The following is a 21,291-nucleotide window of genomic DNA, read 5'->3' on the forward strand; positions in this document are numbered from 1 at the left end:
CGTGCGCTGCCCGGTGTGCGATGCCCGGTGTGCGATGCCCGGCGCGATGCCGCGCGCCGTCAATGCGCGGCCGCGACCGGCTTCGCCATCCGGCCGAGCACGTGCTCGGTCATCCCGCGCGCGAGTTCGGTCTCGCCCATGAACACGGTGCCGATCCCCTCGTTCGACAGCAGCGCGGCCTCGTCGCTACTGTTCGTGCACAGCACGACTTCGAGCGTCGGGTTGAGCGTGCGCGAAATCTCGACGATCTGCCGCACGTCGAACACGTCGGGCAGCGTGACGACCAGCATCCCGGCGCGGGCGATATGCGCCTGCACCAGCACGATCGGCTCGATCGCGTCGCCCGACACGGCCGCGATGCCGTCCGCGCGCAGCTTCTCAACGAGCTCGCGATTCTGCTCGACGACGACATACGCGATCCCCCGCTCGTCCAGCGCATGCGCGATCCGCGTGCCGACCTTGCCGTAGCCGACGATCACGACCTGGCCAGTCAGATGCGTCTGCGGCGTCGACATCGGCAGCGCGGCGAGCGGATCGTCGCGCGCCTCGAGCTTGCGTGCGAACGCCGAATGCTTGCGGATCCAGGCGAGCGCCGGATCGATCATCGCGAACAGCAGCGTGTTCATCGCGATCGAGATCAGCGCGACCGCGAGAATCAGGCTCTGCCCTTCGGCCGACAGCAGCCCGAGCGCACGGCCGAGCCCCGCGAGGATGAACGAGAATTCGCCGATCTGCGCGAGGCCCGCGCCGACGGTCAGCGCGGTGTTCAGCGGATAGCGGAATGCGATCACGAGCGCGACGGCCGCGACCGTCTTGCCGATCAGCACGATCGCCGCGACCTCGATCACGTGCAGCGGCTCGTCGAGCAATACTTTCGGGTCGAACAGCATGCCGACCGAGATGAAGAACAGCACCGAGAACGCGTCGCGCAGCGGCAGCGTCTCGTCGGCCGCGCGCCGGCTGAATTCCGACTCGCGCATCATCATCCCGGCGAAGAACGCGCCGAGCGCGAACGACACGTCGAACAGCTTCGCCGCGCCGAACGCGATGCCGACCGCCGCCGCAATCATGCAAAGCGTGAACAGCTCGCGCGAGCCCGTGCGCGCGACGAGCCACAGAATGCGCGGGAACACGCGCTTGCCGACCACCAGCATCAGCGCGATGAACGCGGCGACCTTCAGCATCGTGACGCCGAGCGTGCTCCACACGCTGCCGCCGGCCGCGTGCGCGTCACCGGGCGGCGTGCCGCCGAGCAGCCCCGCCACGGGCGGCAGCAGCACCAGCACGAGCACCATCACGAGATCCTCGACGACCAGCCAGCCCACCGCGATACGCCCGTTGACCGTTTCGACGAGCCCGCGCCCCTCGAGCGCGCGCAGCAGCACGACGGTGCTCGCGACCGACAGCGCCAGCCCGAACACCAGCGCCGCACCGAGGCTCCAGCCCCAGGTGAGCGCGAGCCCGCCGCCGAGCAGCGTCGCGACGGTGATCTGCACGATGGCGCCCGGCAGCGCGATCTTGCGCACCGCGAGGAGATCGCCGAGCGAAAAATGCAGGCCGACGCCGAACATCAGCAGCATCACGCCGACTTCCGCGAGCTGCTGCGCGAGCGACAGATCGCCGACGAAACCGGGCGTGCCGGGGCCGATCACGATCCCGGCAAGCAGATAGCCGACGAGCGGCGGCATTTTCAGCAGCGACGCGAGGTAACCGAAGATCATCGCGAGACCGAAACCGGCCGCGAGCAACGCAATCAGGCTGACGTCATGAGGCATCCCCCCTCCCAAGCTCTTGTAACTATTTAGTAAGGTTCAAGAGTGAAAGGATAAGGGATGAGGCGGAAGAATGGCGCGCAGCCGCGAAAATTTCACGCGGCGGCGCCGGTTGGCGGGGCGCGACCCCGGCGAAGTGAAAGGCATGGCGGGCCCGGTCGCACGTCGACGTGGACCGGGCGACAGGCGGGGCGAGCGCGCCGCCGCTCCCGTCAGCGCGACGCTTGCGGGAACCGCGCGCCCGGCGGCGGCTCGGGCCGCGTCGACGGCACGCTCTTGCGCACCTTCGCGACCTGCGCGGCCGTCACCGGCGCGCCCGTGTTGCCCCAGCTCGTGCGCACGAAGTTCGACACGTCCGCGACTTCCTGGTCCGACAGGCGCCAGCCGAACGGCGGCATCGTGAAGGTCGACGGCGCGGTGCGCGTGCCCTGCAGCGCGCTGCCTTCCAGCACGACATGGATCAGCGAGGTCGGATCGTCGCCCTGCACGACCGGGTTGCCGGCGAGCGCCGGGAACACGCGCGTGTAGCCGTGGCCGTCGCTGCGGTGGCAGGCCATGCAGTTGTCGCGATAGACGGCCGCGCCCGGCTTGCTCGCGTCGCCGGTCTGCAGCGCCTTCGCGGCGGCCGCGTCGTACACGTGCGGCTGCTCGCCCTGCACGCGCGGCGGCAACGTCTTCAGGTAGCGTGCGATCGCGTTCAGGTCGTCGTCGGTCATGTGCTGCATGCTGTGGCCGACCACGTCCGTCATCCCGCCGAACGCGGCCGTGCGCAGCGTGCGGCCGGTCTTCAGGAACTGCACGATCTCGGTTTCGTTCCACGTGCCGAGGCCCGTGCGCGGCTCGCCGCGCAGGCTGGTCGGCACCCAGCCGTCGATCGCCGCGCCGCCGGCCAGGAAGTCGAGGCCGTCCGCGTCGGTCAGCCCGCGCTCCTGCATCGTCGGCGCGCGCGGCGTGTGGCATGCGCCGCAATGGCCGAGCCCCTGCACCAGATACGCGCCGCGGGCGACCACCGGGTCGGTGTACGGCGCCGCGTCGAACGGCTTCGGCGCCGGCGCGAACAGCTTGCGCCAGATGCCGAGCGGCCAGCGCATCGACAGCGGCCACACGATGTCCACCTTGCGGTTCTCGTGCTCGACCGGCGCGACGCCGTGCATGAAGTACGCGTACAGCGCCTTCATGTCGTCGTCGGTCAGGCGCGAATACGACGGGAACGGCATCGCCGGATACATCGTGTCGCCGTTCTTGCGCACGCCTTCGCGCACCGCGCGGGTGAAGTCCTCATAGGTCCAGCCGCCGAGGCCCGTCTTCGGGTCCGGCGTGATGTTCGTCGAGTAGATGCCGCCTATCGGCGTGTCGAACTTCAGGCCGCCGGCGAACGGCTTGCCGCCGTTCGCGGTGTGGCAGGCGATGCAGTCGCCCGCGCGGGCGAGGTATTCGCCGCGCTTCACGAGCGCCGCGTCGGCGGACTGCGCGACAGGCGCAGCCGCCGCGCCCGAAGCCGCGGCCGGCGTAGACGCCGGCTGCGCGAACGCGGCGCCGCCCGCCAGACCGAATGCCGCCCAGGCCGTGCCGATCGCCAGCGCGCGCCGCAGCGGGGACACCGGGCGCGCGGCGTTGTGGTGGTTCATCGTCCTCTTCATACGGTCACCAGCGGGGCGGGATTTTTCAGGTATTGCTCGCGGATCGCACGTGCCGACCAGTAGGCCAGCGCCGCGATGATCCCGGTCGGGTTGTAGCCGATGCCCTGCGGCAGCGCGGACGCGCCCATCACGAACACGTTGTGCACGTCCCAGCACTGCAGGTAGCGGTTCAGCACGCTCGTCTTCGGGTCGGTGCCCATGATCGCGCCGCCGACGAGATGGGTCGTCTGGTACTGGCGCGAGTCGAAGTGCTTGCCGAACTCGCGCGTCGACACGCCGATGGCCTTCGGCCCCATCGCTTCCGCGATCTTCTTCATCTGGCCGGTCACGTACTGCGCCATCCTGATGTCGTTGTCCTTCCAGTCGAACGTCATCCGCAACAGCGGCTGGCCGTACGAATCGCGATAGGTCGGATCGAGGTCGAGATACACGTCGCGGTACGACATGTTGGTGCCGTGCGCGTCCATCGAGATCGTGTGCGCGTAGTTGTCCTTGACCGCCTTCTTCCACGCCGAGCCCCACTGCGGCGTGCCGGGCGGCGTGGCGATGCCGCTGATCGGCTTCACGCCGGCCTGGTTCACCCACAACGGCGAGCCGCCGACGAAGCCGAGCGGGCCGTGGTCGAAATTGTCCGCGTTGAAGTCGTCCACCGCGACGCCGTTGCCGCCCGCGCCGATGAACGGGTTCGTGTAGGTGTCCTTGTCGAAGAATGCCTTGATCGTCGACAGGTTCTGGTACGCGAAATTGCGGCCGACCACGCCGTCGCCCGAGATCGGGTCGTACGGCTTGCCGATGCCCGACAGCAGCAGCAGGTGCACGTTGTGATACTGGAACGCGGCCACGATCACGAGATCGGCCGGCTGGTGCACTTCACGCCCGGCCGGATCGACGTAGGTGACGCCGGTCGCGCGCTTCTTCGTGTCGTCGAGGTCGACGCGCAGCACGTGGCACTTCGAGCGCAGCTCGAAGTTCGGCGCCTGCTTCAGCGCCGGCAGGATGTTCAGGTTCGGCGACGCCTTCGAATACATGTAGCACGCGTAGCCGCTGCAGTAGCCGCAGAAGTTGCACGGGCCCATCTGCACGCCGTACGGGTTCGTGTACGGGCCCGACGTGTTCGCCGACGGCAGCCGGTACGGATGCAGGCCGAGCGAGTGCGCGGCATCGAAGAAGCGCTGCGCCGAATACGTATTGAGCTGCGCGGGCAGCGGGAAGTTGTCGCTGCGGTTCGCCTCGAACACGTTGCCGTCGCCGACCACCTTGCCGCCGACCTTGTACGCCTGCCCCGACGTGCCGAACACCTTCTCGGCGAAATCGAAATGCGGCTCGAGCTCGTCGTACGTGACGCCCGTATCCTGGATCGTCATCCCTTCGGGGATGAACTTCTTGCCGTAGCGCTCTTCATAGTGGCTGCGCAGGCGCAGCTCTTCCGGCGTGATCCGGAAGTGCACGCCCGACCAGTGCAGCCCCGCGCCGCCGACACCTTCGCCCGGCAGGAACGCGGCGAGCTGCCGGTACGGCAGCGCGGTGTCCTGCAGGCCGTGGCGGATCGACACGGTCGTCTTCGACAGGTCGAGGAACAGCTTCTTGCGGATGTTGTAGGTCAGCTCGTCGATCGTGTTCGGGTACGCGCCGTCCGGATAGGTGTCGCGATATTCGCCGCGCTCCAGCGCGACGACGTTCAGGCCCGCTTCGGTCAGTTCCTTCGCGAGAATCGCGCCGGTCCAGCCGAAGCCGACGATGACCGCATCGACGTGCGGCTTCTTGTCTGCGGTCATCAGCTGCGCTCCCCGTTGATCGAGACGGGGCCGTACGGATAAGGCTTGCCGCTCTGGTTGACGAAATCCATGAAATCCGCGCGTGCGCCCGGGAAACCGATCATCTTCCACGCGGCCATGTCGCGATTGCCGCCATGCACCGGATCGCAGAAGTAGCCTTCGCGCGTGTTCTGGAGCAACTGGCCGAGGAACACGCCGGGCGGGACGTCGTCGATCTGCGCGCCGCCCTTCTCCAGCGCGCCGAGCACCGTGTCGCGCGTCGGCGCGTCGAGATCCGCGAACGCCTTGCCGTGCGCCTTTTCGCAATAGCGGTTGACGGCCGCGATGCCGAGCCGGTAGATGTCGCGCGGCACCAGCTTCAACTGGTAGCCGAGCTCGGGCACGCCCTGCTGGAACGGCCCCTGCATGTACCACGTCGCGCCGTGCGCATACGGCGTCTCCATCTGGCGATCGATGAATTCCGGCACGCCCGCTTCGAGCGCGCCGGGGCCTTCGGCGTCGGCCGGAATCAGCCGGTCGACGGCAGCCTGGACGAACGCCCATTCCTTCGCATCGAAAAAGGTCGGCTTGTACGGCGCGCGTTCGGCGCTGGCCGCCGCAGTGGACGCGTTGCCGGCGGTCGTCGCGGACGGCGACGACGAATGCAGGTCGCAGCCGGCGACCGACGCGATCGGCACGAGCGCGACCGACGTGCGCAGGAAACGGCGACGCGAATTGGGTTTGTCAGGTGGCGTGGACATGGTCGGATGTTGATCGTTGGGGATCGGGGTTCGGACGCGCGCATTCCGCATGCCGCGTGCCCGGCACGGCAGCCGTGCCGCAAGCGGCCGGTCGCCCTGTTCTTTCGTGTGTTGCGCACAACCTCGACGCTGGCGCCCGGCCGCGATTCGCGGTGGCGCCGTCATTGCAGCCGCACTCGCCCCGGGGCCGGCGGCGTTGCGCGGATCGACCTCTTTGCGGGCCCTATCGTCGGACAAATACCGGCATCGGCCGGCATCTTTCCGTCATCGCCCATGACCCTTATTCAACTTAGACGTCGCGCCTGCCGACGGCAAGCGCAACGTGCACGACCCTCTTTCCGGGCCTGGCGACGAGTGCCGCGAATTATATATGGAACCGGTTCCATTGCTAGAGGGTTCAATGCAATTCAGTGCATCGAAATCAGCAACAATGGAAAAACCGGATGCCGGAATGTGCAAGGATGAGGAAATGGCGGACAGCGACGATCAGGCGGCGACGGAACCCGGCGCCCCTCATCACGTGTATCTGCCGGCGGACATCCGGACGGCGCTGGCCGTCGGCGCGCGTTACGGCGTGCCCGCAATCCTCGAAGTGGCGGCGCAGCTGATGCACCGGCAGGGCCACACGTTCTTCGCCGCCGAAAACGATGTGTGGCTGATCGATGCCGTGCCGGCCGAATATCTCGAGCTAATCGATACGCGCGCGGATTGAATCACGCACCGTTCCTCTCTCACCACGGCCAGAACATCGACGCGATCGACAGCGCCAGCGCCGCGCACAGCGGCGAGTAATACAGCGTATCCATCCGCGCGAAACGCGACCCGCGAATGCGTTTGAAGAAGCCGACGTAGCGGAAATCGCCGACGGCCCGCACCGCGAAGATCAATGCGAGCGCAACGATCGCGAACGCGATCGTGCAGGGATACGCGTTGCGCCCCAGCCAGCCGGCACGCGCGGCGACCGCGCCTGCACCGCCCAGCAGCGCGAGCGCGACGGCAAGCGTGCCGACCGCAGTCGGCCGCAACAGCGGTACGCCATCCTGCTCCGGAATGGCCGCGCGCTTGCCCAATCGCCCGCCGAACGCCCAGTACACGTGCACGAGCGCGATGGCGCAAAGCGTCGGTACGCTGAAATACGCAGCGGTCATGTCGATCAAGGTCCTCGTCTCGTTGTCTCGTCGTTTTGCCGAAAGGTGTTCGGCTCGCGGCCCCGGCCCGCGCCACGCATGACGATACCGAAACCCGGTCACGCGCGCATTGCGACGTCCGGTCGCAACCGACGGCGATGCATGCTGCGTTGCAGTGCGCATGCGTCGTCGCACAGCCCGGCCGCTTGACTTCCCTCCGCGCACTACTACCCTGTTATTCCAGTACTGCGGTCGGCCTGCCGCTGCGCGACCGGCTGCTCGCACGACGACGATAACGAAGGCCATGGAGGCGACTCATGCTGATCGGTGTGCCGAAAGAGATCAAGAACCACGAATACCGCGTCGGCCTCACGCCGGCCGGCGCGCGCGAACTCACGCGGCACGGCCATCGCGTGCTGGTGCAGCGCGGCGCGGGTACGGCGATCGGCCTGCTCGACGACGACTACACGGCCGCGGGCGCGTCGCTCAGCGACGGTGCCGAGGACATCTTCGCGCGCGCCGACATGATCATCAAGGTCAAGGAACCGCAGCCGGCCGAATGCGCGATGCTGCGGCGCGGCCAGATCCTCTACACGTACCTGCATCTCGCGCCCGATCCCGATCAGGCCGCCGCGCTCGTGAAATCCGGCGCGGTCTGCATCGCGTACGAAACCGTGACGGGCCCCGGCGGCGGCCTGCCGTTGCTCGCGCCGATGAGCGAAGTCGCGGGCCGCATGTCGATCCAGGTCGCGGCGACCCACCTCGAAAGCCCGCGCGGCGGCCGCGGCCTGCTGATGGCCGGCGTGCCGGGCGTGCCGGCCGCGCACGTCGTCGTGCTCGGCGCCGGCGTGGTGGGCACCGGCGCGCTGCAGATGGCGGTAGGCCTCGGCGCGCGCGTCACCGTGCTCGACAACAACGTGAACCGGCTGCGCCAGCTCGATCTCGTGTTCGCCAACCGGATCGCGACCGTCTGTTCGAATGCGCAGACGGTCGACGAAGCCGTGCGCGATGCCGACGTCGTGATCGGCGCCGTGCTCGTGCCGGGCGCGTCGGCGCCGCGGCTCGTCACGCGCGACATGATCGCGACGATGCGCAAGGGCGCGGTCGTCGTCGACGTCGCGATCGACCAGGGCGGATGCTTCGAGACCTCGCATGCGACCACGCATGCGGCGCCGACCTTCGTCGTCGACGGGGTCGTCCACTACTGCGTCGCGAACATGCCCGGCGCGGTCGCGCGCACGTCCACCTTCGCGCTGAACAATGCAACGCTCGGCCATGCGCTCGCGCTCGCCGACAAGGGCTGGAAGCAGGCGATGCTCGACGATCCGCATCTGCGCGCGGGCCTGAACGTGTGCGACGGTCACATCACGTACGAAGCGGTCGCGCTGGCGCTCGGCCTACCTTACGTCCCCGCGACCGGCGTGCTCGGATGACCCTGCCGGCATGAGCTGAACGCATCGCGACCGGCCACGCTCACGCGCCCTTCGACCGACTCCGCTTCGCACCGCCGCCCGCGCTGCCCGCACCGCCCATCGTGCGCGCCAGCAGCGGCCGCAGTTGCGCGAGCGTGCGCGTGTTCAGCACGTCCTGCCGCGTCAGCCAGCCGCGCCGCGCCTGATCGACGCCGAACGCGAGGTTGTCGAGCTCGTCCGCGCTGCATGCATCCGAACCGATCGCGACCGGCACGCCGGCCTTCGCGGCCTCGCGGCACCACACGTCCGGCAGGTCGAAGCGCCGCGGCTGTGCATCGAGTTCGACGAAACAGCCGCGCGCGGCAGCCTGCGCGAGCACGCGCGGCACATCGAGTTCGCAGGCGTCGCGCTCGCCGAGCAGGCGGCCGGTCGGGTGCGCGAGAATCGAGAAATGCGGATGATCCATCGCGCGCAGCATGCGATCGGTCTGCGCGCCGCGCGGCAGGTCGAAGCCGTCGCGTATCGCACCGACCACGAGATCGAGCCGGCCGAGCAGCGCGTCGGGCACGTCCAGGCTGCCATCCTCGCGAATGCCGGCCTCCACGCCCTTGAGCAACACGAAATCGTCGAACGTCGCGTTGAGGCGATCGATGTCGTCGAGTTGCCGCGCGAGCCAGTCGAAACCGTTGCGAGCGCCGCCGTCGGGCGGGGCGCGGTCGGTGACGGCCAGATAGGCGAGCCCGCGTGCACGCGCGGCGGCGGCCATCGCGCGCAGGCCGTCGCGGCCGGCCGACGCATCGGTGTGCGCGTGCAGGTCGCCATGGAGATGCTTGCGCTCGACCAGCGCCGGCAGCGTGCCGGCACGCGACGCATCGATCTCGCCGCGATCCTCGCGCAACTCGGGCGGCACCTCGTGCAGCCCGATGGCCGCGTAGACCGATGCCTCCGTCGCCCCGGCAATCCGTTCGTCGCCCCGAAACACGCCGTATTCGTTGATTTTCAGGCCGCCGGCCTGCGCGAGCCTGCGCAGCACGATGTTGTGCGCCTTCGATCCGGTGAAGTAGACGAGCGCCGCGCCGAACGCATCGGCATCGACGACTCGCAGGTCGACCTGCAATCCGTTGACGAGCATCACGCTCGAGCGCGTCTTGCCGTGCGCGAGCACGCGCGCCACGTCGTCGTAGCCGACGAACGCTGCGGTGACCGCGCCCGCGTCGCGCGCGGTGACGAGGATGTCGAGATCGCCGACCGTCTCGCGGCGGCGGCGGAAGCTGCCGGCCGGCACGGCCTGGCCGACGCCGGTCACCGCCCGCAGGCGTTCGAGCAACGGCATCAGCGCATGTGCGGCGTCGGGCAGCAGGAAGCGTTGCGGCTCGCGCTGCAGGCGATCGTCGATCGCTTCGAGCAGATGCGCTTCGGTTTTCGCGCCGAAGCCCGGCAGCTCGCGCACATGCCCGCTCTTCGCTTCGGCGCGCAACTGTTCGAGCGAATCGACGTTCAGCGCGTCATGCAGCGCCTTCACGCGTTTCGCGCCGAGCCCGGGCACGTCGAGCAGCTCGACGATCGCGCCCGGCAGCGCATGACGCAAGGTTTGCTGCAGTTCGCAGGTGCCGGTCGCGGCGATCTCGCGCAGCTTCGCCGCAAGATCGGCCCCGATCGACGGAATCTTCCCGAGATCGTCGCCTTTCGCGATCATCGTCGGAATATCCCGGCCGTAGTCGGCGATCGTACGCGCGGCGTTGCGGTACGCACGCACGCGAAACGGGTTGGCGCCCTGGATCTCGAGCATGTCGGCGATCTCGGCGAACACGGCCGCGCACTCGGCATTGTGGATCGGCATGATCGGCGTGGCTCCCTTCCACGTGGATGGCGCCGCGCCCCTGCGCGACGGCGTCTGCCCGCCCGGCGCCGCATGTCGACGCCGCCGGGCGCCCGTTGGTCATCCTGCGCCGGCCGCGCGGCGCGTACCGCGCGGCTGGAGCCGCGGCGTCAGAGCGACGCGCGCGGTGTCGTCGCGTAGCGTCGTTCGTAGATCGATTGGCAATGCGTGCAACGTTCGGCGGTCGGCCGCGCCAGCAGCCGCTCGTAGCCGACCGCGCCGTCGCAGTCGATGCATTCGCCGTAACTGCCGTCACGCATCCGCTGCTGGGCGCGCCCGATCGCGCGCAGTTCGGTCAGCTTCATCCCGATCAACGCATGGTCGACGTCGACGAACAGGTCGGCATTCGCCTCGTCGCCCTCGTCCGGCGCCGCGCCGGCCAGATCCGCATAGGATTCCGACGCGCGCTGGTCTTCGCTCGTGCGGATCTCCGCACGCAGCGCCTGCTCGCTCTCGTTCAGCCGCTGTTTCAGCGTCTGCCGTTGTTGTTGGTCGAGCGACATGGCCGTCTCTCCTGTTCCGGTTCCGCGCGAAGAAAGGCGGCGCGCGGTATCGCGCCGGTGCGCGACGCGCAGGCATGACCTGCGCCGCCGCATCCGGATGATGCGACCGGACGCGCAAAACACCGGACGCATTCGACGCAGGATAAACCCATTGAACACGCGTGTGTTGACCGGAATCAGCGTGCCGGTCATGCGACGGCGGAGGGACGAAACTGGGGACGGACGCGGAATCGCGACCGAAGGGGCGCGTGACGAAGCCCCGTCGGCGCAAACGCAACGCAGCAATTTCCCATGCGGCCACATCGCTTCGTTCCGTGCGCACGAGCCGGCCTCATTCCGTCGATACGGTCGCTCTCGCGGCGCCGCTTCGATGATTCGTCGTCCTCAGAACGCATTGCGCCCGATGAAGCCGCGCACCACCGTCATCAGGATGATCTTGATGTCGAACCAGAAACTCCAGTTCTGCATGTAAAACAGATCGAACTTCACGCGCGCCTCCATCGCCTCGACCTTGCGCGTTTCGCCGCGATAACCGTTCACCTGCGCCCATCCGGTGATGCCGGGCCGCACGCGGTAGCGGTACATGTAGCAGTCGATCAGTTGCCGATAGAGGTCGTCGTGTTCGATCGCGTGCGGACGCGGGCCGACCACCGACATCTGCCCGAACAGCACGTTGAAGAACTGCGGCAGTTCGTCGAGCGACGTGCGCCGCAGGAATGCGCCGACACGCGTGATGCGCGAATCGTTGCGCGACGCCTGCCGCACGACGCCCGGCTGCGCGCGATGCACGCGCATCGTCCGGAACTTCAGGATATGGAACTCGCGGCCGTCGACGCCCTTGCGGCGCTGCTTGAACAGCACCGGCCCCGGCGACGACAGCTTGACCGCGATCGCCACCATCGTCAGCAGCGGCAGCAACGGAATCAGCACGCCGAACGCGAACAGCCGGTCGAACGCGAACTTGGCCCACAGCTCCGGCGCGGCGCGCGGCGTGGTCGCGAGATTGATCGCCGGCATGCCGAGCAGGTCGGTCGCGGAGCGATCGACGACCGCCATCTGCCGCACGTCGGGCAACAGCCGCAACTCGACGAACTCGTCGCGCAATTCGCGCACGATGCGCTGAATCCGCCACTCGTGCGACATCGGCAGCGTGAGCCAGACCTCGTCGATGTCGCCGCCCCGAATCAGGTCGCGCAACGTGGGCCAGTCGTCGATCACCGGCACGCCGCCGATGCCGCCCGCGGCGGCCTGCGCATCATCGTCGAATACGCACGCGGCCACGAACGGGCCATTCGGCGCGCGCTGCATCCGCTCGATCGCCACCCGCCCGTAGCCGGTTGCGCCGACGACGGCGACGCGACGTTGCCGCCCCCGCGGATCACCGCGCGTCAGCGCGAACGCCAGCAACGCCGCGCGGCCGAGCAGCAGCGCCGCGTCGCCGGCGAGCACCGTGCGCACGATCCAGCGGGTCGTGACGGTGCCGCCGCGATTCATGATCCACATCGTGCCGGCCACCGTCAGCACGCTCGCGCACACCACCGCCACCAGCGTGTGCGTCAGCGCGTGCGCGCCGCCCTGCACCGCGACGCCGCCGCGCACGGTGCGCAGGTAGCGCGGCAGCAGCGCCACCGTCAGCACGCACAGCAGCGCGATCGCGCCGCGCTGCGCGTCGGACAGCGCATGCCAGCCGAGACCCGACGCAGCCTGCGCGACGAGCGCGCCGGCCAGCACGAGCACGACGTCGGCCGCCGCGATCGCGGCGCGCCGCATCGCGTTCGTTCCACCGGACATCGACTGCATCGTCACGCACCGTGCGCCGGGAAACCGCAACGCCCTTCCGGCATGCGCGGGCGAACCGTCGCCGGCCTCGTATTCCCGCGCGTGCCGAGCAGCCGGCGATAGTCCGCGCGAATCAGGTCGTAGCATTCGCACGCGTGATGTTCGAGGCCATCGCGGTCGAGCACCGTGATGCGGCCGCGGCGCTGCCGGATCAGGCCGGCTTCCTGCAGGTTCCCGGCCGCTTCCGTCACGCCTTCGCGCCGCACGCCGAGCATGTTCGCGATCGTCTGCTGGGTGACGGTCAGCTCGTCGCCGTCGATCCGGTCGTGTGCGAGCAGCAGCCAGCGGCTGAGTTGCTCGCTGACCGAATGGTGCCGATTGCACAGTGCGCTGCGCGAGATCTGCGCCATCGTCGCCTGGCAGGTGTTGAGCAGCAGCCGATAGGTCTGCGGCGACCGCTCGAACTCGGCGCGCATCACGCAACTCGGCACGCGATACGCCATCCCGCCGATCCGCACCTCGACCCGGCTCGACGCGGCGACGCCGCCGACCAGCGTGCCCAGCCCGACCACGCCCTCGCGGCCGACCACCGCCACCTCGACCATCGCGCCGTCCTCCATCAGGTGCTGGACCGACATCATCGCCGTCGTCGGAAAGTGCAGATGACGCATCGGCTCGCCGACCCGGTCGAGCATCCCGGCCTTGATCCTGACCAGTTCGAGATGCGGTGCGATGGTGCGGATGCTGTCCTCCGGGAGGGCAGCAAGGATGGCATTCGCCGAGTAGCTCGAGTGAAGATGAAGCATGTCTGTATCCCTTTTATTGTCCGCGCCGCCTGCAGCCGCGTGCACAGAACTCGTTATCGCGATGCGCGCCCGGACATTGACAGCGGTTGCGGCCCACAACCCTGAATCCGACTGACCATCGGCTTGTCATCGCCGGATTGAGTCGACTGTCCCGTTTCGACACGCCAGCCCGAATAAGCGATTTACGTGCCAATAGCCGTCCATCCTTAATATATGAATCACGTCCGATTTAGCGCACCCGAATAACCGTCCCCAAAATCGAAAAAACGTCTCATTTCCGGACACTCCTCCACGCAACGGACACAGCGCGCATTCGACTGATCAATTCCCGTGCATCGGCCGCGGGCGATCGGGTGACGGTCACGACGCTTACCGTTCAAATACTTACAGCCGATTTTCAATTGTTTCCGTGATGTGCAGCGCAGCATTTGCCGACGCGACCACACCTCACACGCTTGTTTCAAACTGTCTCAAATTTGAATCGGGACACTAATTCGAGGCTCTGTCCGCTACCGCACACATCATGCTCAAGCCATTGATCCCAATGAAAAATCAGGCGCTCCCCGTTTATTTGTCAAATAATGTTCAATGGCGCGGGAGCCTTTCGTTGTACGATGCGCCACGTCGTTCGATTGATTCCGGTTCGACATCGAATGACAGGAAAGCGCACCAATCCATTTCCGGACAATTAATCCCTTGAAAATGAATCATTAAATCGGCATAACGTTTGCACTGAACCGCAATCGTCAAACTTTGTGAAATGACGTAATGCGAAATTGCCCGAATTCGATTGCGTGCTAGCCTTTTTCGCCAGTATCGTCATTCCGCTTTCGATCAACACAAGTCCGCACGATCGTGCGAAATCCCCGTTGCGGGATTCGCCGCGACGACGCGCGACCGCCACCCTGCGAGGATGCGCCGTGACTCACCAGGCCCCCGACGCCGTCGCGTATGCGAACGGCATGATCGAGCTTTCCCACAGCTTCGACGCCAACCGGTTTCTCGCGGCCATCGACCGCGACGAACTCGCCACGCTGACGCCCCACCTTCAACTCGTTCACCTGAAATCCGGGCAAGTGCTGTGCGAACCCGGCGAAATGCTCACGGCCGTCTACCTGCCGGTCACGACCGCGATTTCGCTGCAGTACGTGTCGTCCGGCGGCATGACGCTGGAAGTCGCGGAGATCGGCAGCGAAAGCGTGGTCTGCGACGACGTGATCGGCGGCAGCGGCCGGATGCCGTGTCGTGCGCTCGCGTGCCGCGACGGCTTCGTCTACCGGCTCGACCGGCGCGTCTTCGCCGCCGCGTTCGACGCGTCGCCGGTGATTCGCCATCTCGTGTTCGTCTGCGTGCGGCTGCTGATGGCGCAGGTGTCGCAGATCACGTTCTGCAGCCGTCACCACGTGCTCAAACATCAGTTATGCAGATGGTTCCTGCTCGCGTTCGATCGCACGCGCAGCATCGAGATCCAGGTGACGCACAGCATGCTCGCGCAAATGCTCGGCGTGCGGCGGGAGACGGTCACGGACGCCGCCGGCGAAATCCAGAAACTCGGCCTGATCCGGCAATACCGCAGCTCGATCGAGCTCGCGGACCTCGACGGCCTCGAAAAAATGTCGTGCGGCTGCCGCGCGATCGTGCGCGACGAGATGAAGCGCATCCTGTCGGCCGACTCGGGCGTGCCGGCCGCGTCGCGCACGTGATCAACGTGCCGGACCGGGACGGCGCGACGGCGCCGCCCGCGTGCAGGGTCAGCTGTTTGTAGGGTGGCGAACAGAACGCCGTGTCTGCCAATGGTCTACTGATGCCGGACTGCCGGGGGGATGTCAGCGCTTGTCGCGCGTCTGCCCGAGCGGACGACACCACGCACGCCGGAGCAGCACGTGAAAAACGAAATCAGAACCATCCTGAAGCACGTCGCCCATCTCGAAGCCGCGATCGATTCGATCGGTGACGGGGACGACCTCTACGAAGCGGGCCTCTCCTCGCTCGATACGATCCAGCTGATGCTCGCGATCGAAAAGCAGTTCAACATCGAGATTCCCGACGAGATGCTGAACCGCAACCTGTTCCGCAGCATCGACGCACTCGCGGACACGATCGCCACGCTGCAACGCACCGAGCATTCCGCATGAGCGCGCTGCTACCCGAACTCGCGCCCGACAGCGATTCGCATCGGCTCGACGAGGCCGCGCATGCGGTCGCGCAGATCGCCGCCCAGCATGCCGATGCGGTCGATCGCGACGCGCGCTGCCCGGTCGAGGCGATCGAGGCGATGCGCGCGCGCCGCCTGCTCGGCGCGATGGTGCCGACCCATCTCGGCGGCGCTGGCGCGTCGCTGGAAGACATCGCGTCGGCCTGCTCGATCCTCGGCCAGGCCTGTGCATCGTCGGCGATGGTGTTCGCGATGCACCAGATCCAGGTCGCCTGCATCGTCAATCACGCCGCCGACCAGGGCTGGCACAAGCTGTTCCTGCAACAGCTCGTGCGTCACCAGTGGCTGCTCGCCTCGGCCACGTCGGAAGACGGCGTCGGCGGCAACCTGCGCGCGAGCCAGTGCGCCCTCGAAACCGACGGCGGCGGGTTCCGGCTGCACAAATCCGCGCCGACGATCTCGTACGGCGACTATGCCGACGGCATTCTCGCGACCGCGCGACGCGATGCGGACGCGCCGGCTTCCGAGCAGGTGCTCGTCACGCTGCTGCGCGACGGCTATACGCTCACGCGCCGCGGCGAATGGGACACGCTCGGCATGCGCGGCACCTGCAGCAACGGCTTCGTGCTCGACGCGCAAGGCGCCGCCGTGCAATGCCTGCCGGTGCCGTTCGCGAAGATCGCCGAAGAAACGATGGTGCCGGTCTCGCACATCCTGTGGGCCGCGGTGTGGATCGGCGTCGCCGGCGACGCGTTCCATCGCGCGCACCAGTTCTTCCGCGCGCAGGCGCGCCAGACCGACGGCGCACCGTCGCCCGCCGCGCGGCGCATCGCCGAATCGCTCGCGCTGATGCAGGCGATGCAGGCCCGCGTCGACAACGTGCTGCGCCTCCACGCGAACGCGTCGGCCCGCTCGTGGTCGGCCGGCATGGCCTGGGCCGCCGAGATCAATACGCTGAAGACCTACGTGTCGGCAACCGCGCTCGAAGTCGCGCACCAGGCGATGATGATCTGCGGGATGGCCGGCTACAAGCAAGGCACGCCGTTCAGCATCGGCCGCCACATTCGCGACCTGCACGCGGCGCCGCTGATGATCAGCAACGACCGCATTGCCGCCAACACTGCGAGCCTGTTGCTCGCGCTGCGTCCTGCGACGCTGGAGAAACATACGTGAACGATCGCCTCGCCGTGCCCTCCGCCGCCTCCGCTCCCGCCGACGCACCGCTCGACCGCGCGGGCGTCAATCCGCTGCGCGACGCGCTGATCGACGCGGGCCTGCTGGTCTCGACCGGCATCCAGGGCCTGTTCGGTCGCAGCGAACGATTCGAGCGCGTGGTCGAGGCGCTCGACGCGTTCGTCACGCGCGTCGGCGCCGACCAGCAGGCCGAAGTGCTGCGCTTCCCGCCGGCGATGAGCCGCACCGAGTTCGAGCGCAGCGAATACATGAAGAGCTTCCCGCAACTGGCGGGCAGCGTGCATGCGTTCTGCGGCGACGAGCGCCAGCATCAGCGCGTGCTGCAATGCCTCGATCGCGGCGACGACTGGACCGAAAGCCAGAAGCCGACCTACGTCGTGATGACGCCGGCCGCGTGCTACCCCGTGTATCCCGTCGTCGCCCGCGCGGGCGCGCTGCCCGCCGACGGCCGGATCGTCGACGTATTCTCGTACTGCTTCCGTCACGAACCGTCGCTCGACCCGACCCGCATGCAGTTGTTCCGGATGCGCGAATACGTGCGGATCGGCACGCCCGAGCAGATCGTCTCGTTCCGCGAGACGTGGATCGAGCGCGGCACGCGGATGATCGAAGCGCTGCGCCTGCCGAATGCGATCGATCTCGCGAATGACCCGTTCTTCGGGCGCGGCGGCAAGATCGTCGCGAACAGCCAGCGCGAGCAGAACCTGAAATTCGAGCTGCTGATCCCGATCGAGCACGACGACCGCCAGACCGCGTGCCTGAGCTTCAACTACCACATGGACCACTTCGGGCTGCTGTGGGACATCCGCACCGCGACGGGCGACGTCGCGCACACCGGCTGCGTCGGCTTCGGCCTCGAGCGGCTCACGCTCGCGCTGTTCCGCCACCATGGCTTCGACATCGACGCATGGCCGCGCGAGGTTCGCGACGTGCTGTGGGGTACGCGATGAGGTTCGTTTCCCGCGACGGCGAAGACGCGTCGTTCGAGGACGTGCGCCACCGCGCGCGCCACTACCGGCCGCACCCGCTGCACAGTCAGGAGATGGTCTGGAAGCAGACCAACTGCTATGTCGACATGTGGCTCGAGGTGCTCCGGTGGTGGGGCCTCAATCCGTACGCGGCGCTGCCGTTCACGATCGCGCTCGACTTCGAGGGCGATCAGTTCACGTTCTTCAAGTTTCCGCACGACGAACTGGAGCGGCTCTACGGGATCGTCGTGCAGGAACATTCGATCTACGAGCCGCTCGACCAGCACATCGAGACGCAGGTCGCGCGCGGCCATCTGATGATCGTCGAGGTCGATGCGTGGTTCCTGCCCGATACGCGCGGCAGCAGCTACCGCACGCAGCACACGAAGACGACGATCGGCATCGACGCGATCGACCGCGAGAAGCAGCAGATCGGCTACTTCCACAACAGCGGCTATTACGTCGCCGAGGATTTCGATTACAACGGGCTCGTCGGCGGCAGTTCGCCGATGACGCTGCCGCCGTACGTCGAATGCGCGAAGCGGCGCTTTGCGCCGCTCGACGAACGCGCGCTCTGCGAAGCGTCGCTGGCCGCGTTGCAGCGTCACCTGCGGCGCCTGCCGGTCGTCGATCCGATCGCGGCATTCCGCCGGCAGTTGCAGGCCGACGCGCCCATCCTCGCGGAAGCGCCGCTCGAGCATTTCCATGCGTACTCGTTCAATTCGGTGCGGCAGCTCGGCGCGAATTTCGAACTGTTCGGCCACTATGCCCGCTGGCTGCAGGCAAGCGGCTGCACCGGGCCGTTCGCCGAGATCCGTGCCGCGTGCGATCGCATCGCGTCGGAAGCGATGGTGCTCGAATTCCGGCTCGCACGCGCATGCGCGCGCGGCAAGGAAGAGCGCGGCGATTCGACGCTCGAGGCGATCGAGGCCGCGTACACCGACCTCGTCGCGTGCGCGCGGCAGATTGGTGCGCCGCTGCGGCACGTGACACCCGTGCGCTACGACACGGCACCCGTGTCGGTCATGCGGTGACGCGCGCGCGCGCCCTGCCCGCGTGGTCGCTGCTGGCGACGGCCGCGGGCGCCGTGCGCGACCCGCGCGACCTCCCGGACGACCACGGCGGCTGGATCGCCGCGCCGGTGCCCGGCACGGTCGCGCAGGCGCTCGCGTTGGCTGGCCGGCTCGACGAAGCCGCGTCGCTCGACGAGCGCGACCACTGGTACCGGCTCGAGCTGCGCGGGCGCGGGCCGCGCATCCTGCGCTTTCACGGCCTCGCAACGCTCGCGCAGGCCTGGCTCGACGACACGCCGATCCACCACTCGGACAGCATGTTCGTCGCGCACGACGTACCGGTGTCGCTCGACGGCACGCACCGGCTGACCGTGTGTTTCCGTGCGCTCGCGCCGCACCTGCGCGACGCGCGCGCGCCGCGCCGTGCGCGCTGGCGCACGCGGCTCGCCGAACCGGCCGCGCTGCGCACGATCCGCACGTCGCTGTTCGGGCACATGCCGGGCTGGTTTCCGCCGTATGTCCCGACCGGCCCGTGGCGGCCCGTCGACGTGCTCGATCCGGCCGACGGGCCCGTTCCGAGCGATTGCAAACTGCATGCACGCGTCGACGGCGACACAGGCTGGCTCGACGCGGAACTGACGTTCGCCGCACCGCTACCCGAACCGCTCGTCGCGCGGCTGTCGTGCGGCGACCATCACGCGACGCTCGAACGCGCCGGCGCCGGCCAGTTGCGCGCGAGCGTCGCGATACCGAACGTGCGTCGCTGGTGGCCGCATACGCACGGCGAACCGGCGCTCTACGAGATCACGCTGCATATCGGCGACGCGCGCCTGCCGCTCGGCTCGACGGGGTTCCGCACGATCGAGATCGATTCCGGCGCAGACGGCAAGGGGTTCGGGCTGCGCATCAACGGCGTGCCCGTATTCGCGCGCGGCGCATGCTGGAGCAGCGCCGCGCCGCTCGCGCTGCACTCGGACGACGCGACCTACGGCCGCCTGCTCGGGCTCGCGCGCGACGCCGGTTTCAACATGATCCGCGTCGGCGGCACGATGACCTACGAGGCCGACGCGTTCCACGCCTGGTGCGACCGGCTCGGACTGCTGGTCTGGCAGGAATTCGGCTTCGCGAACTTCGATTACGCGCTCGACGATCCCGCGTTCGCGGCCAACGTCGATCGCGAAGCGAGCCAGTTGCTGTTGCGTCACGGCGCGTCGCCGTCGCTGGCCGTGCTGTGCGGCGGCAGCGAGATCGCGCAACAGGCCGCGATGTCCGGGCTCGGGCCGAAGCAGCGCTTCCTCGAGCTGACGGCCGACCGGCTGGCCGGCCACGCGGCCGCGCACCGCCCCGATGTTCCGTACGTGCCCGATTCGCCCGACGGCGGCGTGCTGCCGTTCACGCCGCGCGAACGCGTGTCGCACTACTACGGCGTCGGCGCGTACCTGCGTCCGCTCGACGATGCGCGCCGCGCGGACGTGCGCTTTGCGAGCGAATGCCTCGCGTTCGCGAACGTGCCGTGCGATGCGACGCTCGCCGAACTCGGCTGGCCGGGCGTGCACGAGCCGCGCTGGAAGGCGGCCGTGCCGCGCGACCCCGGCACGTCGTGGGATTTCGAAGATATCCGCGACCACTATCTGCAGACGCTGTACGACGTCGCGCCGGACCGGCTGCGGCGCGAGGACCCGGCACGCTATTTCGAGCTGTCGCGTGCGGTGATCGCGGACGTGATGCGCGAGACCTTTTCCGAATGGCGACGCAGCGGCTCGCGTTGCGCCGGCGCGCTCGTGTGGCAGTTCCAGGACGTGATGCCCGGCGCCGGATGGGGCGTGATCGACGCCGCGCACCGGCCGAAATCGGCCTGGTATGCGCTGCGCCAGGTGCTGCAGCCGATCCAGGTGCTGCTGGTCGACGAAGGCCTGAACGGGCTCGACGTGCATGTCGTCAACGAACGCCCGGCGCCGCTGTCGGCGGCGGTCGAACTGGTCGCGCTGCGCGACGGCCGCACGCCGGTCGCACGGGCCGGCGGCCCGGTGCGGATCGCCGCGCACGACACCGTGCGGCTCGGCTCGGCCGAGCTGCTCGGCCGCTTCTTCGACTGGACCTACGCGTACCGCTTCGGCCCATGCGAACACGATACGGTCGTTGCAACGCTGCGCGCCGACGACGGCACGCTGCTGTCGCAGGCGTTCCATTTTCCGTCCCGCACGCATCCGGCCGTGCTGGCGCGCCGCGAGCCCGGGATCGAGGCATGCGTGTCCCGCACCGGCGAGACCTGGCACGTCGACATCGATACGCGGCACGTCGCACGCCACGTGCAGATCGACGCGCCGGGTTTCATGCCGAGCGACGACTGGTTCCATCTCGCGCCGGGCACGCCGGCGCGCATCGCGCTCGTTCCATTGCAAACCGACGGGAAGCCCGCGACGGCTGGCGACAGCGCGCCACCGACGGTAGACATCCGCGCGGTGAACGCCGCGCGCGCGGTGCGGGCCACGCAGGCCGGGTGACGCGACGCTCGCGGCCGCCGCGAG

The 21,291-nt window shown here is 68.2% G+C and carries 17 protein-coding genes; 8 read left to right on the forward strand and 9 right to left on the reverse strand.

Features of this window, described 5'->3' with window-relative positions:
* Nucleotides 1–59: 59 nt before the first annotated feature.
* From DFS13_RS03760 to DFS13_RS03775, 4 genes are all read right to left on the reverse strand, one after another.
* Nucleotides 60–1,775, reverse strand: a complete 1,716-nt coding sequence (locus DFS13_RS03760; RefSeq protein ID WP_006493088.1) for a cation:proton antiporter — start codon at nt 1,773–1,775, stop codon at nt 60–62.
* A 209-nt stretch (nt 1,776–1,984) separates the two neighbouring features.
* A complete protein-coding gene (locus DFS13_RS03765; RefSeq protein ID WP_060265898.1) occupies nt 1,985–3,412 on the reverse strand; it encodes a cytochrome c in 1,428 nt (475 codons plus the stop codon).
* Entirely contained in the window at nt 3,409–5,187 is a 1,779-nt protein-coding gene (locus tag DFS13_RS03770) for a GMC family oxidoreductase (protein WP_111441375.1), read from the reverse strand. The genes DFS13_RS03765 and DFS13_RS03770 overlap by 4 nt, the downstream gene beginning before the upstream one ends.
* Nucleotides 5,187–5,927: a gluconate 2-dehydrogenase subunit 3 family protein gene (locus DFS13_RS03775; RefSeq protein WP_006491164.1), complete on the reverse strand. Its 741-nt coding sequence runs from the start codon at nt 5,925–5,927 to the stop codon at nt 5,187–5,189. The genes DFS13_RS03770 and DFS13_RS03775 overlap by 1 nt, the downstream gene beginning before the upstream one ends.
* 400 nt (nt 5,928–6,327) lie before the next feature.
* On the opposite strand from DFS13_RS03775, the gene DFS13_RS03785 reads away from it, so the two are divergent.
* Nucleotides 6,328–6,639 (forward strand): 2'-phosphotransferase, encoded by a 312-nt coding sequence (locus tag DFS13_RS03785; protein WP_012493299.1) that lies wholly within the window; start codon nt 6,328–6,330, stop codon nt 6,637–6,639.
* 19 nt (nt 6,640–6,658) lie between these two features.
* On the opposite strand, the gene DFS13_RS03790 is transcribed toward DFS13_RS03785, so the two are convergent.
* Complete coding sequence (locus tag DFS13_RS03790) at nt 6,659–7,075, reverse strand: DUF3995 domain-containing protein (protein ID WP_043204794.1); 417 nt, start codon at nt 7,073–7,075, stop codon at nt 6,659–6,661.
* Nucleotides 7,076–7,371: 296 nt separating this feature from the next.
* On the opposite strand from DFS13_RS03790, the gene ald reads away from it, so the two are divergent.
* A complete protein-coding gene (ald, locus tag DFS13_RS03795) occupies nt 7,372–8,487 on the forward strand; it encodes an alanine dehydrogenase (protein WP_006494982.1) in 1,116 nt (371 codons plus the stop codon).
* A gap of 40 nt (nt 8,488–8,527) precedes the next feature.
* Here the strand turns inward: ald and polX are convergent, their stop codons facing one another.
* From polX to DFS13_RS03815, 4 genes are all read right to left on the reverse strand, one after another.
* Nucleotides 8,528–10,306, reverse strand: coding sequence for a DNA polymerase/3'-5' exonuclease PolX (gene polX, locus DFS13_RS03800; RefSeq protein ID WP_111441376.1), 1,779 nt, complete (start codon nt 10,304–10,306; stop codon nt 8,528–8,530).
* A 149-nt stretch (nt 10,307–10,455) separates the two neighbouring features.
* The gene (locus DFS13_RS03805; protein WP_012493297.1) at nt 10,456–10,848 is read right to left on the reverse strand and encodes a TraR/DksA family transcriptional regulator; all 393 of its coding nucleotides are present in this window, start codon (nt 10,846–10,848) and stop codon (nt 10,456–10,458) included.
* Between the two features lie 384 nt (nt 10,849–11,232).
* Nucleotides 11,233–12,639 carry an undecaprenyl-phosphate glucose phosphotransferase gene (locus DFS13_RS03810; RefSeq protein WP_048985618.1) on the reverse strand — a complete coding sequence of 469 codons (1,407 nt, stop codon included), beginning with the start codon at nt 12,637–12,639 and terminating at the stop codon, nt 11,233–11,235.
* Nucleotides 12,640–12,650: 11 nt separating this feature from the next.
* On the reverse strand, nt 12,651–13,433 hold the full coding sequence (locus DFS13_RS03815) for a Crp/Fnr family transcriptional regulator (protein ID WP_006494985.1): 783 nt from the start codon (nt 13,431–13,433) through the stop codon (nt 12,651–12,653).
* 920 nt (nt 13,434–14,353) lie between these two features.
* Between DFS13_RS03815 and DFS13_RS03820 the strand changes: the two genes are divergently transcribed.
* From DFS13_RS03820 to DFS13_RS03845, 6 genes are all read left to right on the forward strand, one after another.
* Nucleotides 14,354–15,136 carry a Crp/Fnr family transcriptional regulator gene (locus DFS13_RS03820; RefSeq protein WP_006494986.1) on the forward strand — a complete coding sequence of 261 codons (783 nt, stop codon included), beginning with the start codon at nt 14,354–14,356 and terminating at the stop codon, nt 15,134–15,136.
* 180 nt (nt 15,137–15,316) lie between these two features.
* Nucleotides 15,317–15,568, forward strand: coding sequence for an acyl carrier protein (locus DFS13_RS03825; protein WP_006490451.1), 252 nt, complete (start codon nt 15,317–15,319; stop codon nt 15,566–15,568).
* Nucleotides 15,565–16,761 (forward strand): acyl-CoA dehydrogenase family protein, encoded by a 1,197-nt coding sequence (locus DFS13_RS03830; RefSeq protein WP_006494988.1) that lies wholly within the window; start codon nt 15,565–15,567, stop codon nt 16,759–16,761. Before DFS13_RS03825 ends, DFS13_RS03830 begins: the two co-directional genes overlap by 4 nt.
* Nucleotides 16,758–17,732 carry an amino acid--[acyl-carrier-protein] ligase gene (locus DFS13_RS03835; RefSeq protein WP_006490442.1) on the forward strand — a complete coding sequence of 325 codons (975 nt, stop codon included), beginning with the start codon at nt 16,758–16,760 and terminating at the stop codon, nt 17,730–17,732. The genes DFS13_RS03830 and DFS13_RS03835 overlap by 4 nt, the downstream gene beginning before the upstream one ends.
* Complete coding sequence (locus DFS13_RS03840; RefSeq protein ID WP_034203354.1) at nt 17,729–18,784, forward strand: DUF1839 family protein; 1,056 nt, start codon at nt 17,729–17,731, stop codon at nt 18,782–18,784. Before DFS13_RS03835 ends, DFS13_RS03840 begins: the two co-directional genes overlap by 4 nt.
* Nucleotides 18,781–21,267 (forward strand): beta-mannosidase, encoded by a 2,487-nt coding sequence (locus DFS13_RS03845; protein ID WP_034202425.1) that lies wholly within the window; start codon nt 18,781–18,783, stop codon nt 21,265–21,267. Before DFS13_RS03840 ends, DFS13_RS03845 begins: the two co-directional genes overlap by 4 nt.
* Nucleotides 21,268–21,291 lie beyond the last annotated feature (24 nt).

It is taken from the genome of Burkholderia sp. 28_3, assembly GCF_003253915.1.
GTDB lineage: Bacteria > Pseudomonadota > Gammaproteobacteria > Burkholderiales > Burkholderiaceae > Burkholderia > Burkholderia cenocepacia.

Bases quoted from the DNA above. Each gene is read 5' to 3' on its own strand.
- DFS13_RS03760 (WP_006493088.1), bottom strand. From the start codon at position 1,775: ATGCCTCATGACGTCAGCCTGATTGCGTTGCTCGCGGCCGGTTTCGGT.
- DFS13_RS03765 (WP_060265898.1), bottom strand. From the start codon at position 3,412: ATGAAGAGGACGATGAACCACCACAACGCCGCGCGCCCGGTGTCCCCG.
- DFS13_RS03770 (WP_111441375.1), bottom strand. From the start codon at position 5,187: ATGACCGCAGACAAGAAGCCGCACGTCGATGCGGTCATCGTCGGCTTC.
- DFS13_RS03775 (WP_006491164.1), bottom strand. From the start codon at position 5,927: ATGTCCACGCCACCTGACAAACCCAATTCGCGTCGCCGTTTCCTGCGC.
- DFS13_RS03785 (WP_012493299.1), top strand. From the start codon at position 6,328: ATGCAATTCAGTGCATCGAAATCAGCAACAATGGAAAAACCGGATGCC.
- DFS13_RS03790 (WP_043204794.1), bottom strand. From the start codon at position 7,075: ATGACCGCTGCGTATTTCAGCGTACCGACGCTTTGCGCCATCGCGCTC.
- ald (WP_006494982.1), top strand. From the start codon at position 7,372: ATGCTGATCGGTGTGCCGAAAGAGATCAAGAACCACGAATACCGCGTC.
- polX (WP_111441376.1), bottom strand. From the start codon at position 10,306: ATGCCGATCCACAATGCCGAGTGCGCGGCCGTGTTCGCCGAGATCGCC.
- DFS13_RS03805 (WP_012493297.1), bottom strand. From the start codon at position 10,848: ATGTCGCTCGACCAACAACAACGGCAGACGCTGAAACAGCGGCTGAAC.
- DFS13_RS03810 (WP_048985618.1), bottom strand. From the start codon at position 12,639: ATGTCCGGTGGAACGAACGCGATGCGGCGCGCCGCGATCGCGGCGGCC.
- DFS13_RS03815 (WP_006494985.1), bottom strand. From the start codon at position 13,433: ATGCTTCATCTTCACTCGAGCTACTCGGCGAATGCCATCCTTGCTGCC.
- DFS13_RS03830 (WP_006494988.1), top strand. From the start codon at position 15,565: ATGAGCGCGCTGCTACCCGAACTCGCGCCCGACAGCGATTCGCATCGG.
- DFS13_RS03840 (WP_034203354.1), top strand. From the start codon at position 17,729: ATGAGGTTCGTTTCCCGCGACGGCGAAGACGCGTCGTTCGAGGACGTG.